The sequence below is a fragment of the Streptomyces siamensis genome, assembly GCF_039543605.1.
Classification (GTDB): Bacteria; Actinomycetota; Actinomycetes; order Streptomycetales; family Streptomycetaceae; genus Streptomyces; species Streptomyces siamensis.
Genome location: NZ_BAABKB010000002.1, coordinates 1,401,963 through 1,416,723, shown reverse-complemented (window position 1 = coordinate 1,416,723; position 14,761 = coordinate 1,401,963). Strand labels below are relative to the sequence as shown.

At 72.5% G+C, this 14,761-nt stretch carries 9 protein-coding genes; 4 read left to right on the top strand and 5 right to left on the bottom strand.

The window, feature by feature from the left end; translation table 11 throughout:
* The first annotated feature begins 503 nt into the window (after positions 1-503).
* Positions 504-1,331: a class I SAM-dependent methyltransferase gene (locus ABEB03_RS08965; protein ID WP_425589207.1), complete on the top strand. Its 828-nt coding sequence runs from the start codon at positions 504-506 to the stop codon at positions 1,329-1,331.
* Between the two features lie 79 nt (positions 1,332-1,410).
* The gene (locus ABEB03_RS08960; protein WP_345643988.1) at positions 1,411-4,074 is read left to right on the top strand and encodes an ATP-dependent RNA helicase; all 2,664 of its coding nucleotides are present in this window, start codon (positions 1,411-1,413) and stop codon (positions 4,072-4,074) included.
* 63 nt (positions 4,075-4,137) lie between these two features.
* On the opposite strand, the gene ABEB03_RS08955 is transcribed toward ABEB03_RS08960, so the two are convergent.
* The 3 genes from ABEB03_RS08955 to ABEB03_RS08945 all read right to left on the bottom strand — a co-directional run bounded on the left by ABEB03_RS08955 (position 4,138) and on the right by ABEB03_RS08945 (position 7,200).
* Entirely contained in the window at positions 4,138-5,130 is a 993-nt protein-coding gene (locus ABEB03_RS08955; protein ID WP_345643985.1) for a PorA family protein, read from the bottom strand.
* Between the two features lie 82 nt (positions 5,131-5,212).
* Entirely contained in the window at positions 5,213-5,347 is a 135-nt protein-coding gene (locus tag ABEB03_RS08950) for an SPW_0924 family protein (RefSeq protein WP_345643982.1), read from the bottom strand.
* Between the two features lie 140 nt (positions 5,348-5,487).
* Complete coding sequence (locus ABEB03_RS08945; protein ID WP_345643979.1) at positions 5,488-7,200, bottom strand: lytic transglycosylase domain-containing protein; 1,713 nt, start codon at positions 7,198-7,200, stop codon at positions 5,488-5,490.
* Between the two features lie 333 nt (positions 7,201-7,533).
* Between ABEB03_RS08945 and ABEB03_RS08940 the strand changes: the two genes are divergently transcribed.
* Entirely contained in the window at positions 7,534-8,406 is an 873-nt protein-coding gene (locus ABEB03_RS08940; protein WP_345643976.1) for a DUF4184 family protein, read from the top strand.
* Here the strand turns inward: ABEB03_RS08940 and ABEB03_RS08935 are convergent.
* A complete protein-coding gene (locus ABEB03_RS08935) occupies positions 8,309-9,103 on the bottom strand; it encodes a hypothetical protein (protein WP_345643973.1) in 795 nt (264 codons plus the stop codon). The genes ABEB03_RS08940 and ABEB03_RS08935 overlap by 98 nt on opposite strands.
* A 477-nt stretch (positions 9,104-9,580) precedes the next feature.
* Complete coding sequence (polA, locus tag ABEB03_RS08930; RefSeq protein WP_345643970.1) at positions 9,581-12,307, bottom strand: DNA polymerase I; 2,727 nt, start codon at positions 12,305-12,307, stop codon at positions 9,581-9,583.
* 172 nt (positions 12,308-12,479) lie between these two features.
* Between polA and ABEB03_RS08925 the strand changes: the two genes are divergently transcribed.
* Entirely contained in the window at positions 12,480-14,759 is a 2,280-nt protein-coding gene (locus ABEB03_RS08925) for an FdhF/YdeP family oxidoreductase (protein WP_345643967.1), read from the top strand.
* Positions 14,760-14,761 lie beyond the last annotated feature (2 nt).

Sequence of the window (14,761 nt, the reverse complement as noted above, 5' to 3'; positions counted from 1 at the left end):
CTTCACGATGACGCCGTCGACGATGTCGCCGTCGTTGAAGTACTTGATCGTCTCGTCGATCGCGGCGAGGAAGGCTTCCTCGTTACCGATGTCGTTGACCGCAACCTGCGGGGTGGTGGCGGTGGTCTCGGTGCTGCTCGTCATGTGGGAAAGGGCTCCGGTACGGACATTGAGTCGTAGGTACTGCTTGCGCCGGGAGCCTGTTTCGCTCTGCAGAAGCCGGACAGCCAAGGAAGCGCCGAAACCGGTGACCCGGGGGGCGCCTCGACAACCGAGGGGACATACATACAGATGCGAGCGCAGCCTGCTACGTCTGAGGAGCGCAGGCCCGCAGCGCAACTTGTAGCATACGGGGGCAGCCGGGCAGGGTCAATGCGCGAAGGCGCACACCCGGGGCGGATCGCCGCATACCCGGCACAAAACCTGTCACACGAGGCCACGCGGGCCCTGGGGCACCCCTGTCGTGACACCCCCGAGGCGGGTCGGACGGTGGCCCGCAGACTATTACGAGGGAGCCGATCATCCAAGAGCCCGAAGCGTTCGAACCGGAAGCAACCCGTCGTACCGCGGACGCCGCGGAGAGCTCGCGCGCGAACCGCGGCTGGTGGGACCGGAACGCGGACGAGTACCAGGTCGAACACGGCACGTTCCTCGGCGATGACCGGTTCGTATGGGGGCCCGAGGGCCTCGACGAGGTGGAGGCCGAGCTCCTCGGGCCGCCGGAGGATCTCAAGGACAAGGACGTCCTGGAGATCGGCGCCGGCGCGGCCCAGTGCTCTCGCTGGCTGGCCGGGCAGGGGGCGCGGCCCGTGGCCCTGGACCTCTCCCACCGCCAGCTCCAGCACGCGCTGCGCATAGGTGGCGGCGTGCCGCTGGTGGAGGCCGACGCGGGCGCCCTGCCCTTCGCGGACGGCTCCTTCGACCTGGCGTGCTCGGCCTACGGGGCGCTGCCTTTCGTCGCCGACCCGGTGCGGGTCCTGCGGGAGGTGCGCCGGGTGCTGCGGCCGGGCGGCCGCTTCGTCTTCTCCGTGACGCACCCGATCCGCTGGGCGTTCCCCGACGAGCCGGGCCCGGAGGGGCTGAGCGTCTCCGCCTCGTACTTCGACCGCACTCCGTACGTTGAGCAGGACGAGGAGGGCCGCGCGGTGTACGTCGAGCACCACCGGACGATCGGGGACCGCGTCCGTGACGTGGTGGCCGGCGGCTTCCGGCTGGTCGACCTCGTCGAGCCGCAGTGGCCCGCCTGGAACACCCAGGAGTGGGGCGGCTGGTCACCGCTGCGCGGGAACCTCATCCCCGGGACGGCGATCTTCGTCTGCGAGCGCGACTGACACGGGCGCCGGCCGCCTGTGCCGCGGTGCGGCACGCGCGCGTGGAGGCCGCTTCCACCCGCGTACGAGACTGGGGGGCGTGATCCGCTACGACGCTCTGGACGCGCTGCCCGTGCGCGGCGCCCTGCCCGGCCTGGACGACGCCCTGGAGGGCCACGGCACCGCGGTGCTCGTCGCGCCGCCCGGCACCGGCAAGACGACCCTGGTGCCGCTCGTGCTCGCCGGTCTCCTGGACGACGGGCGGCCGGCGCGCCGGGTCGTCGTCGCGGAGCCTCGGCGGATCGCGGCCCGGGCCGCCGCGCGGCGCATGGCGTGGCTGCTCGGTGAGAAGGTCGGCGAGAGCGTCGGCTACACGGTGCGCGGGGAGCGGGTGGTCGGCCCTCACGCGCGCGTGGAGGTCGTCACGACCGGTGTGCTGTTGCAGCGGCTCCAGCGGGACCAGGAGCTGGCGGACGTCGACGTGGTCGTGCTGGACGAGTGCCACGAGCGGCATCTGGACGCCGACACGGTGGCGGCCTTCCTGTGGGACGTGCGGGCCGCCCTGCGGCCGGAGCTGCGGCTGGTGGCGGCCTCGGCGACGACGGACGCGCAGGGGTGGGCCCGGCTGCTGGGCGACGCGCCGGTGGTCGAGGCCCAGGGCGTGTCGTATCCGGTCGAGGTGGTCTGGGCGCCACCCGCCCGCCCCGTCCGCCCGCCGCACGGCATGCGGGTGGACCCGGCGCTCCTGACGCACGTGGCCTCGGTGGTGCGGCGGGCGCTGGCCGAGCGCGAGGGGGACGTCCTGTGCTTCCTCCCAGGGGTGGGGGAGATCGCGCGGGTCGCCGGGCAGCTGGGGGATCCGACGGGCCGGGGTGACGTGGACGTGCTCCAGGTGCACGGGCGGGCGCCGGCCGCCGTGCAGGACGCCGTGCTCTCCCCCGGGGCGCGGCGACGGGTGGTTCTCGCGACCTCGGTCGCCGAGTCCTCGCTGACGGTGCCCGGTGTGCGGGTGGTGGTCGACTCCGGGCTGGCGCGGGAGCCGCGTGTGGACCACGCGCGCGGGCTGAGCGCCCTGACGACCGTACGGGCCTCGCAGGCGGCCGGGCGGCAGCGGGCCGGACGGGCCGGACGTGAGGCCCCCGGAGCGGTGTACCGGTGCTGGACGGAGGCGGAGGACGGGCGGCTGGCCCGCTTCCCCGCACCGGAGATCAAGGTGGCGGACCTGACGGCGTTCGCCCTCCAGGCGGCCTGCTGGGGCGACCCGGACGCGACGGGACTGGCTCTCCTCGACGCGCCGCCGGGCGGGGCGATGGCCGCGGCGCGCGCGGTGCTGTCGGCGGTGGGCGCGGTGGACGATTCCGGGCGGGCGACGGACCGGGGTGCCCGCATGTCCCGGCTCGGGCTGCACCCCCGGCTCGCCCGCGCCCTGCTGGACGCGGCGCCCGACGTCGGCGTGGCCCGTGCCGCCGAGGTCGTCGCCCTGCTGAGCGAGGAGCCACCGAGGGAGTACGGCGACGATCTCGCCGCGGCCTGGCGTGCCGCCCGGCGTGGCGGTGACGCCTACGCCGGCCGGTGGCGGGCGGAGGCGAAGCGCCTGCGGACCATGTCGGCACCGGGACCCTCGCAGCCGGGTCCCATCCCGGAAAGGTCCTCCCGACCGTCGCAAGAGCTCACCCCGGAGGCGGCCACCCGGCAGGCGCCGGGACCCGCCCGGGACGGATCCGCCCGGCCGTCGCCGGCGCTGTCGTCGTCCTCCGCTGCCGGGCGGGGCGTCGCGGCGCGGACCGGGGACGATCACGTCGCGGGCCTCGTCGCCGCCCTCGCCTTCCCCGAGCGCGTCGCACGCTCGCACGGCGGCTCCTATCTGATGGCGTCCGGGACCCGGGCCGAGCTGGGGGACGGCACGGGTCTGCGGGCCGCTCCCTGGCTCGCTGTCGCCGTGGCCGACAGGCCGGTGGGCGCCGGGCACGCGCGCGTGCGGCTCGGCGCCGTCATCGACGAGGAGACGGCCCGGCGGGCGGCGGCGCACCTGTACGCCGAGGGCGACGAGGTCGGCTGGGCCGACGGCGACGTCGTCGCGCGCCGGGTCGAACGGCTCGGGGCGGTGGAGCTGGCGGTACGTCCGGTCCGGGACGCCGGCTCCGGACTCGTACGCGAGGCGCTGGTGCAGGGGCTGCGCACCGAGGGGTTCGGGCTGCTGCGGTGGACGCGGGACGCCGAGACGCTGCGGCAGCGCCTGGCCTTCCTGCACGCGCACCTGGGCGATCCCTGGCCCGACGTGTCCGACGACGCCCTGCACGCGCGCGTGGACGAGTGGCTGGAGCCGGAGCTCGGCCGGGCGCGTCGGCGCGCCGATCTGGGACGGATCGACGCGGGGCAGGGCCTCACCCGGCTGCTTCCGTGGGCGAGCGGGGACGCCGCGCGGCTGGACGAGCTCGCGCCGGAGCGCGTCGAGGTCCCCAGTGGGTCCGGAATCCGGATCGACTACGCCGACCCTGAGCGTCCGGTCCTGGCGGTGAAGCTCCAGGAGATGTTCGGCCTGGCCGAGACGCCCCGGATCGCCGGTGTGCCCCTGCTCGTGCACCTCCTCTCCCCCGCCGGCCGTCCCGCCGCCGTCACGGCCGACCTCGCCTCCTTCTGGAAGGACGGCTACCGGGCGGTGCGGGCCGAGCTGCGGGGGCGGTACCCCAAGCACCCGTGGCCGGAGGACCCGGCGAAGGCGGAGCCGACCCGGCACACGAACGCCCGACTGCGCAGGACGTGACCGGTCAGACGCCGACCGGCTTGACGGGGCCGGTCACAGACGCCGACCGGCTGACGTGACCGGTCAGACGCCGACCGGCTCCGGTTCGGTGACCCCGGCGGGTTCCGGGTCCCCCGGCCGCCGACCGCGGGCCTCCAGCCAGAGGGAGAGGGACAGCAGCCCGGCGCCGAGTGCGAGGAAGCCCCACGGGAGGTAGGAGGTCATCAGGAGGACCAGGGTGCGGTTGGATTCGACCAGGTCGACCGTGTACTCGATGTAGTCCTCGCGCATCTTCACGTGCCCGGCGAACGCCGTCACCTTGTCGCGGTCGCCGAGCAGGGTGCCGCCGCGGAGTTCCTCCTTGTGGATCTCCTCGGCGTACACGGGCGCTCCGGTGACCGGTTCCACCCAGAACTTGCGGACCGTGGTGTACCAGCGAGTGGTGCCAGTCTTGGCGACCGACTCGGGGGTGATGCCCTCGACCGGCATGATCTTGGGGAACTTGACCTTGGTCCAGGGGATGGTCTGCTCGAAGTAGTAGACCTCGACGCCGCGGAAGGTCCGGGTGCCCTTGTAGTGGATGGGGGCCGAGGTCCGGGTCTGCGCGTCGAAGTACTCGTAGTCCCGCTTCTCCGTCCGGAAGGGCCACTTGAACTCGATGCCCCGGCGGGTGACGGGGTCGCCGTCGACGGATTCGCCGGTGGCGTGGACGGGTTCCTGGCTGTGCGCGTCGAAGATGTAGCGCTCGGGCAGCTTGGAGACCATCTTCCCGTCGGGGCCCTGGACGTAGGAGAGGGAGTCCCAGACCACGACGTCGCGGCCCGCGGTCCGCTCTATCTTCTCGGACGCCTCGACGTTGCCCCTCAGGGTCTGCACGATGGTGACCTTGGGGACCTTCCTTGCCTTCATCGTGTCGTAGTCGAGGAGGGTCGCGTCCTTCGCCTCCAGGACCATGTCCTGGTACTGGCCGGCGGGGATCTTCGCCAGGCGCGGGAAGGCGTACCAGCGCAGCAGCGGGGACAGCGCCGTGAAGAACACGGCGAAGGCGAGCAGGATCAGGCTTGCCTTGCGGCGCATCTCGGCGTCCCTCCCTGGGTGTTGCGGACGGGCCGGCACGGGCCTCGTGGCCCGAAGGCGGGCCTCGGGCGCGGGCCGCGGGCTACGGGTGTGCGGGCACGGTCGTCAGCATCGGCTTCGGTGAGGTGCTGCCGGCCGGCGAGCCCATGGCCGTGATGGTCAGCACCAGGGCGAGGGCCACGGCGAGACCGGTCGCGGCGGCGATGAGGGCACGCATACGGGCCTCCCGGGAACCATGAGCTGATACACCGTCAGGTCCGGCACCGTAGCAACGGCGGGGCGAGATGAGAACACGTCGCACACACACGGCGGCGCCCCTCCGGAGGAAACCGGAGGGGCGCCGCGGTGCAACGGGTCCTACGAGGCGGCCGCCGCCACCTTCAGCTCGACGGTCAGCGTCGCGCCGCCCGCGGTGTCGATGCGGAGCAGGAAGGTGCCAGTGGTGTCGTCCGCGTACAGCTTGGGGAGCTTGAGCACGCCGTCGGCGTCCGTGGTCAGGCCCGTGAAGGTGCGTACGGTCTTGCCGTCCGCGTCCTTGAAGTAGGGGCCCTTGTCGTTCGCGGTGGCGTCGTCGGCCGACTTGACGAGGGTCGCGGTGGCCGCGACCTTGTCCGCGACGGCACCCTTGTACGTGGCCTTCACCTCGACCTGCTCGGCGAACTCGCCGCCCGGCACGCAGGTGAGCGCGGCGTCGCCGGTGCGGGTGAGGGTGTCGGCCTGGCGCGCGGTGACGGTCGCCGTGTAGTCGAGGCCGGACATGACGCGGCCGACCACGGTGGCGCGGACCGTGAAGTCACCGGTCTTCTCGCCGGCCACCAGCGCGGGCGCGGTCGCCGTGCCCAGCTTGTCGGTGACCACCGTGGCGACCGTCTCTCCGCCGCTGAACGTGGCGTCCGTGGCGTCACCGACGATGGTGAACCGCACCCGGACCTTCGCCACGGCCTTGCCGTCCTCGGTCTCGGTCCGCACGGCGACCTTCCGGTCGAAGGCGTCGCCCGCCATGGCGGTGAGCTTCCCGGTGCCCGCGTCCTCCAGGTGGTCCACCGTCTGCGTCGGCGTCGGGGTGGGCGTGGTCGGAGGCGGGGTGGTCGACGGCGGCGAGGTGGGCGGGGTCGGGCTCGACGAGCCGTCGCCCGGCTTCGGCTTGCCCGGCTTGCCGGGCTCGGACGGCTCGGCGGGCTTGGACGGCGGCGCCTGGGTGGCGGGCGGAGTCGGCGTCGGGAGGGTCCCGGAGCCGTCGTCGCTGTTGTGCGACGGCAGCGTGCCGGTGCCGTCCGGCACCTCGTGCGTGCCCTTGCGGTAGTACTCCAGCCAGGACAGGACGGTGTTGAGGTAGGCCGTCGAGTTGTTGTAGCTGAGGATCGACGCGTTCATCTGCGCCTGGACCGACATGTCGTGGTCGAAGCGGCACAGGTAGTGCCCGGCGGCGAGCGCCGCGTCGTAGATGTTGTTGGGGTCCTTCTTGCCGTCGGCGTTGCCGTCGCGGCCCGCCCACTCCCAGGTGGACGGGATGAACTGCATCGGGCCCACCGCGCGGTCGTGCGTGCTGTCGCCGTCGTACGCGCCGTTGTCGGTGTCGCTGATGTTCGCGAAGCCGTTGCCGTTCAGGACGGGGCCGAGGATCGGCGAGTACGTGGTGCCGGAGGCGTCGACCCGGCCGCCGCGGGCCTGGCCCGACTCGACCTTGCCGATGGCGGCGAGCAGCTGCCAGGGCAGGTTGCAGCCGGGCTTGGACTCGCGCAGGGACGCCTCGGCCTTCTTGTAGGCGTCGAGGACGGTCGCGGGGATGCCGGCCTCGGCCTCGCCCCGGGACACCGGGGTGCCGACGGTCGGCGACGGGCTGGGGCTGTCCAGCGGCGGAAGGTCCGTGTAGTAGCGCGAGTTGCCGGTCGCGGTGTCGTCGTTGTCCGGGCTCGGCGTGGAATCGGAGCCGGTCGTCTGTCTGCCGCGATTGTCGGTCGTCACTCCCGGGGCCTGGGACGCGGCCAGAGCCGCGACCGCGACCGCGGCCACAGCGGTGGTGGCCGCTCCCTTGCGCAGCCTCCTGCCGAAATGCGCCTGCGCCGACATCGAGTGAACCCCTCCCGTGGACGACCGCCCGTACACCTGTGGTCCGCTGTGCGGTTGTGCGTCTGTGCGGTTGTGCTGTGCGATTCTCTTGTATTCAGAGATTCTCTTGTGCTTCGCGGTTCCCCGTGGGCCGCTTCGCACTTTTGCTCTGATGTTCGACGTTCCCGTGTCCCCAGCACGGCAACCCAGGTGACCCTACGACAACTTCCGTCGCGCGGGCACCCGTTCGCGCCCGATTTTCACCGGTTGGCCATGTCCCGCCGTCCCTCATACTGGGCGTCGGTGATCACGGTGCCGGGCATGCTCGGCCAACCCTAGTCGCAGGGGGACGACTTGCCCTTCACTCTCAGCCACGCCGCCGCGGTGCTGCCGGGCGTGCGCGGCGACGGGACGGGGCGCGGCCGACTGGTCCCCGCCGTACTGGTGGCCGGCTCGTTCGCTCCCGACATGACCTACTACGCGGCGAGTGTGCTGCCCGGGGCGATGGATTTCGGCACGTTCACGCACTCGTTGCCCGGTGTCCTCTCCTTCGACGTGCTCGTCGCGTGGGCACTCGTGGCCGCCTGGCTGGTGCTCCGCGAACCGCTGGTGGCGCTGCTGCCGGCCGCCGCGCAGGGGCGTCCGGCCCGGCTGCTGCGCTGTGGCACGGCCCGTACGCGTCCCCAGTGGTCGACAGCCCTGTGGTGGTACGTCTCCGCGGTGCTCGGCGGGCTGACCCATGTCGTGTGGGACGCGTTCACGCACCACGACCGGTGGGGCGTGCGGCTCTTCCCCGTCCTGGGACGTGACGTGGGCGGCTCGCCGCTGTTCTGGTACGCGCAGTACGGCAGTTCGGCCGTGGCGGCGGTCGTGCTCGTCGCCTTCGTGGTCGTCGCGCTGCGCCGGACGCCCCCCGGCGAGCCCGTGGGGGTGCCCGTGCTGTCCTCGTCCGACCGGTGGCTCGCCGCCGCCGTGCTCGGGTGCTGCGCACTGCTGGGTGCGGTGCAGCGGGCCTCGCGCTGGTGGGCCTACTGGGGTTCCACCGCGAAGCCCTGGGAATTGATCCCGACGGTGTGCTTCGGCGGGGGTGCGGGGCTGGTGCTCGGCCTCGCGCTGTACGCGGCCGCGATCAGGGTGTGGCGTCCTGCTCCGGGTCGTCCCGGCCCGGCAGCGGTTCGTACGAAGCCGGGCCGCCCGGATCCTGACCGATCACGCTCTGCGGGCTGAGTCCCTGGATCAGGCCGCGGCCCTGGTTGAGGCCGCGGTGCACGGCCTGCGCGATGCGTCCGATGGTCGCGATCCGTCCGATGGTGCGGACCTGGTAGGGCGTCGTCGGGTTGTCTCGGGTCAGGACGATCATGCGGTAGGTGCGGTGGGTGCCCTTGAACGCGCCGACGCCGTGCACCCGCCACCCGTGCCGGGCCCTGAGCAGCGGGCCGTCCTCGGGGTGTGTCGCCTGCCGACGCGCCGTGCCGGAGGGCAGGCGCCGTCCGTCGCCGCCGATCCGGCCGAGCGGCATCAGTCCGTGGGTGCGGGTCTTCAGGAAGGAACGGGCGTCGGTGAGGACTCCCGGCAGCCGTGTCTCCGCGAGGCGCAGGACGGCCTCCATGAGCACGCCCCGGGCGCCGCTCGCCTCGTCGCACTGCCGCTCGCTCGCGCGGGCGCAACTGAGCCCGGTGTGGTCCTCGTGGACCGCTGCCGGGACGGTGCCTGTGCGGGACGCCGGCGCCGCCGGGATGTCGCGGGACTTCCGGGCGGCGCGTTCGGGGTCCCGGGGGGTGCGGTACGCGGCGGGCACCTGAGCGGTACCGGCTCCCGCGGCGACAGCGGGCATCGGCGCGAGCAGCGCCGGGACGACGGCCGTGGCCGCACAGACGACGGCGGTGGCCATGACCGTACGGCGGTGGAGCATGCGTATACCCATGCCCGCATCCTTGCGGCCGCTCCGGCCCGGGGGCGTCTTTGCGGGGGCCACGCGGGTGACGGCCCCGGAGTCGACGCGGTCCCCGCGGCTGCCCTGCCGGGCCTGTCCTCAGGGTGCCGGCCCTCCCGGCGGGCCATCCAGCACGGGCTTCCCGGCGGGGCCTGCCCGCGCCGGTCCTGCCGGCGGCACCTTCCTGCACCGGCCTTGCCGGCGGCCTCTTCCTGCACCGGCCCACCGGGCCGCGCTTCCCCCCTACCGGCCCTCCCGGTGACCGGCCCTCCAGGACCAAGCCCCCTCGGACCGGCCCCCTCGGACCAAGCCCCCTCGGACCGGCCCCCGAGGACCGGCTCGCCCGGAGGCAGCACCCCGGAGACAGCACCCCCTCCGAGGCCCGGCGGCCGCCCGATGAGCGGAGCGCCTCCGCCGGAAAGGCCCGGCATCCCCGCCGAAGCCCGGCGGGGATGCCGGGGAACGGCTCTAGTGCGCCGCCGACTCCCAGTCCGTGCCCGTGCCGACGGACACGTCGAGGGGAGCCCGGAGCTGCACCGCCGACGCCATCTCGCGGCGCAGCAGCTCCTCGGTCCGCTCGCGCTCGCCCGGGGCGACCTCCAGGACGATTTCGTCGTGCACCTGGAGGAGCATGCGGGACTTCAGGTCCGCCTCGCGCAGCGCCCGGTCCACATTCAGCATGGCGATCTTGACGATGTCCGCCGCCGTGCCCTGGATCGGGGCGTTCAGCGCCATCCGCTCGGCCGCCTCGCGGCGCTGCCGGTTGTCGCTGTTGAGGTCCGGCAGGTAGCGGCGGCGGCCGAAGAGCGTCGCCGTGTATCCCGTCGCGCGCGCCTCGTCGACCACCCGGCGCAGATAGTCCCGCACCCCGCCGAAGCGCTCGAAGTAGGTGTCCATCAGCGCACGGGCCTCGCCCGCCTCGATGTTCAGCTGCTGCGAGAGGCCGAAGGCCGACAGCCCGTAGGCCAGGCCGTACGACATCGCCTTGATCTTGCGGCGCATCTCCGCGTCGACTCCGGACCGCTCCACGGAGAACACCTGGGAGGCGACCGTGGTGTGGAGGTCCTCGCCGGAGGTGAACGCCTCCAGCAGCCCCTCGTCCTCGGACAGGTGGGCCATCACGCGCAGTTCGATCTGGCTGTAGTCCGCGGTCATCAGGGACTCGAAGCCCTCGCCGACCACGAAGCCCCGGCGGATCGCGCGTCCCTCGTCCGTGCGGACCGGGATGTTCTGGAGGTTCGGGTCCGTGGAGGAGAGGCGGCCCGTCGCCGCGACGGTCTGATTGAACGTGGTGTGGATGCGGCCGTCCGCCGCGACCGTCTTGATCAGACCCTCGACCGTCGAGCGCAGCTTCGCCTGTTCGCGATGGCGGAGCATGATCACGGGCAGTTCGTTGTCGGTCTGCGTCGCGAGCCACGCGAGGGCGTCCGCGTCCGTCGTGTAACCCGTCTTGGTCTTCTTGGTCTTCGGCAGGGCCAGCTCGCCGAAGAGCACTTCCTGCAGCTGCTTGGGCGAGCCGAGGTTGAACTCGTGCCCGGCGGCGGCGTGGGCCTCCTTCACCGCCTGCTGCACGGCGCCCGCGAACATCTGCTCCATGGCCTCCAGATGGGCCCTGTCCGCGGCGATGCCGAAGCGCTCCATGCGGGCGAGCAGCGCGGACGTGGGCAGCTCCATGTCGCGCAGCAGGTCGGTGGCTCCGACCTCCTCCAGCTTGCCCACGAACGTCTCGCCCAGGTCGAGAATCGTGCGGGCCTGTGCCATCAGCGCGTCGGCCTCGGCCCGGTCGTCGGTGCCGAAGGCGAGCTGCCCGTCGGCCGCGGCGGCGGGTCCGAGCTCCCGGCCCAGGTACTCCAGGGACAGCGCGTCCAGTGCGAAGGAGCGACGGCCGGGCTTGACCAGATAGGCGGCGAGCGCGGTGTCCATGGACACGCCCTCGATGCTCCAGCCGTGCTCGGCGAAGACCCGCATCGCGCCCTTGGCGTTGTGCATGATCTTGGGCTTCGCGGGGTCGGCGAGCCATGTCGCGAACGCGTTCTCGTCGGCCTCGTCCAGCTGGGAGGGGTCGAACCAGGCGGCGGCACCGTCCCCGGCGGCGAGCGCGACCTCGGCCACGGAGCCGGTGCCCAGGCCCCACGAGTCGACGGTGGCCACGCCGAGGACCGCCGTGCCGTGCTCGGCGAGCCACGGCTTCAGCTCGCCCGCGCCCAGCACCGTGCCGTCCACCTCGACGCCCTCGGCCACCGGCTGGGCCGCCTCGGCCTCGTCGGACCCCGGGTCGACGGCGAGGAGCCGCTCGCGCAGCGAGGGGTTGCGGATCTCCAGGGTGTCCAGGACCATCGCGACGGCCTTGCGGTCGTACGCCGCGCGCTCCAGGTCGGGGACCGTGCGGGACAGCTCCACGTCCTTGACCATCTCGGTGAGGCGGCGGTTGAGCTTCACCGCTTCCAGGTGGTCGCGCAGGTTCTGTCCGGCCTTGCCCTTGACCTCGTCGACGCGCTCGACGAGGTCCGCGAACGACCCGAACTGGTTGATCCACTTCGCGGCGGTCTTCTCGCCGACGCCCGGAATGCCCGGCAGGTTGTCGGACGGGTCGCCGCGCAGGGCCGCGAAGTCGGGGTACTGGGCCGGCGTCAGCCCGTACTTCTCGACGACCTTCTCCGGGGTGAACCGGGTCAGCTCCGAGACGCCCTTCGTCGGATAGAGCACGGTGGTGTGCTCGGAGACCAGCTGGAACGAGTCGCGGTCGCCGGTGACGATCAGCACCTCGAAGCCCTCGGCCTCGGCCTGGGTGGCGAGCGTGGCGATGATGTCGTCGGCCTCGAAGCCGTCGACCGCGAAGCGCTGGACGTGCATCGCGTCGAGCAGCTCGCCGATCAGCTCGACCTGCCCCTTGAACTCGTCCGGGGTCTTCGACCTGTTCGCCTTGTACTCGGTGAACTCCTCGGAGCGCCAGGTCTTGCGCGAGACGTCGAAGGCCACCGCGAAGTGCGTGGGCGCCTCGTCGCGCAGCGTGTTCGCCAGCATCGACGCGAAACCGTAGATTGCGTTCGTCGGCTGGCCGGTCGCGGTGGTGAAATTCTCCGCGGGCAGCGCGAAGAACGCGCGGTACGCCAGCGAGTGCCCGTCCATGAGCATCAGCCGCGGACGACCCGCACCTGCGGTTTTCTCGGTCTTCTTCGATGCTGTTTCTGCCACGCCCCCGATCCTGCCACGCCTCACTGACATCGAGAGCCCTCCCGGCCCGGTGCGAGCGCCCGCGGGGCCGGACACCGCGGGCCCGGCGGGGGGCCTGCCGGCACGACATGCGAGGATTTCGGCCGAGGTACGAGGTGTCGTACAGCTGACTGTGCACGTGAAGGGGTGGGCGATGGCCAGCAAGCCTCCGAAGAGCGATCCGGTCCAGGACGCACCGCAGGTCGCCGAGCCGAAGCACGCGGCCGCCGGGCTGCCCGCGATCGGGCACACCCTGCGCGTCGCGCAGCAGCAGATGGGGGTGCGGCGTACCGCGCTCACCCTCCTCAGGGTCAACCAGAAGGACGGCTTCGACTGTCCGGGCTGCGCGTGGCCCGAGCCCGAGCACCGGCACACGGCGGAGTTCTGCGAGAACGGCGCGAAGGCGGTCGCCGAGGAGGCCACGCTGCGCCGGGTCACCCCCGACTTCTTCGCCGCGCACCCCGTGGCCGATCTCGCGACCCGCAGCGGCTACTGGCTGGGCCAGCAGGGCCGCCTGACCCACCCCATGTATCTGGCGGACGGCGCCGACCGGTACGAGCCGGTGACCTGGGAGCGTGCCTTCGACATCGTCGCCGAGGAGATCACGGCGCTCGGCTCACCCGACGAGGCCGTCTTCTACACCTCCGGGCGCACCAGCAACGAGGCCGCTTTCCTGTATCAGCTGTTCGCCCGTGAGCTGGGCACGAACAACCTGCCGGACTGCTCGAACATGTGCCACGAGTCGTCGGGGTCCGCCCTCTCCGAGACGATAGGCATCGGCAAGGGCAGTGTCCTGCTCGACGACCTCCACAAGGCGGATCTGATCATCGTGGCCGGGCAGAACCCCGGCACGAACCACCCCCGGATGCTCTCGGCGCTGGAGAAGGCCAAGGCGAACGGCGCGAAGATCATCACGGTCAACCCGCTGCCCGAGGCGGGCCTGGGGCGTTTCAAGAACCCGCAGACCCCCCAGGGCATGCTCAAGGGCGCGGCGCTCACCGACCTGTTCCTGCAGATCCGCCTCGGCGGCGACCAGGCGCTGTTCCGCCTGCTGAACAAGCTGATCCTGGACACGGACGGTGCCGTCGACGAGGAGTTCGTCCGGGAACACACGCACGGGTACGAGGAGTTCGCCGCGGCCGCCGGCGGCGCGGACTGGGACGAGACGCTCGCCGCGACCGGTCTGACCCGTGAGCGGATCGACGAGGCCCTGCGCATGGTTCTGGCCTCGCGGCGCACCATCGTGTGCTGGGCGATGGGCCTCACCCAGCACAAGCACTCGGTCCCCACCATCCGTGAGGTCGTCAACTTCCTGCTGCTGCGCGGCAACATCGGCCGCCCCGGTGCGGGTGTCTGCCCGGTGCGCGGCCACTCGAACGTGCAGGGCGACCGGACGATGGGCATCTTCGAGCGGCCCGCCCCCGCCTTCCTGGACGCCCTGGAGAAGGAGTTCGGGTTCGCGCCGCCGCGCGAGCACGGCTTCGACGTCGTACGCGCCATCCGGGCCCTGCGGGACGGCGAGGCGAAGGTGTTCTTCGCGATGGGCGGCAACTTCGTCGCGGCCTCCCCCGACACGGACGTGACGGAGGCGGCGATGCGCCGTGCCCGGCTGACGGTGCACGTGTCGACGAAGCTGAACCGTTCGCACGTGGTCACGGGCGCGCGTGCGCTGATCCTGCCCACCCTCGGCCGCACGGAGCGCGATCTCCAGGGCGGCGGCGAACAGTTCGTGACCGTCGAGGACTCCATGGGCATGGTGCACGCCTCGCGCGGCCGGCTGGATCCGGCGAGCCCTCGGCTGCTGTCGGAGCCCGCCATCGTGTGCCGGCTGGCCCGTCGGGTGCTGGGCGAGCGCAGCGCCACCCCCTGGGAGGAGTTCGAGAAGGACTACGCGACGATCCGCGACCGCATAGCGCGCGTCGTCCCCGGCTTCGAGGACTTCAACGCGCGCGTGGCGCACCCCGGGGGATTCACCCTCCCGCACGCCCCGCGCGACGAGCGCCGCTTCCCCACGGCCACCGGCAAGGCCAACTTCACGGCCGCGCCCGTCGAGTACCCGGAGATCCCCGAGGGCCGCCTGCTGCTCCAGACCCTGCGCTCGCACGATCAGTACAACACGACCATCTACGGCCTGGACGACCGATATCGGGGCATAAAGAACGGCCGTCGCGTGGTGCTGGTGAACCCCGAGGACGCCCGGGAGCTGAAGCTCGCCGACGGTTCGTACGTGGACCTCGTCGGCGAGTGGAAGGACGGCGTCGAGCGGCGCGCGCCCGGCTTCCGCGTCGTGCACTATCCGACCGCGCGGGGCTGCGCGGCGGCGTACTACCCGGAGACCAACGTCCTCGTCCCGCTGGACGCCACCGCGGACACCAGCAACACCCCTGCCAGCAAGTCCGTCGTCGTCCGTCTGGAACAATCGGCAACCGACTGAGC

Coding starts and splice junctions, on each gene's coding strand:
- ABEB03_RS08955 (WP_345643985.1), bottom strand. CDS start 5,130: ATGCGCCGCAAGGCAAGCCTGATCCTGCTCGCCTTCGCCGTGTTCTTC.
- ABEB03_RS08950 (WP_345643982.1), bottom strand. CDS start 5,347: ATGCGTGCCCTCATCGCCGCCGCGACCGGTCTCGCCGTGGCCCTCGCC.
- ABEB03_RS08945 (WP_345643979.1), bottom strand. CDS start 7,200: ATGTCGGCGCAGGCGCATTTCGGCAGGAGGCTGCGCAAGGGAGCGGCC.
- ABEB03_RS08935 (WP_345643973.1), bottom strand. CDS start 9,103: ATGGGTATACGCATGCTCCACCGCCGTACGGTCATGGCCACCGCCGTC.
- ABEB03_RS08925 (WP_345643967.1), top strand. CDS start 12,480: ATGGCCAGCAAGCCTCCGAAGAGCGATCCGGTCCAGGACGCACCGCAG.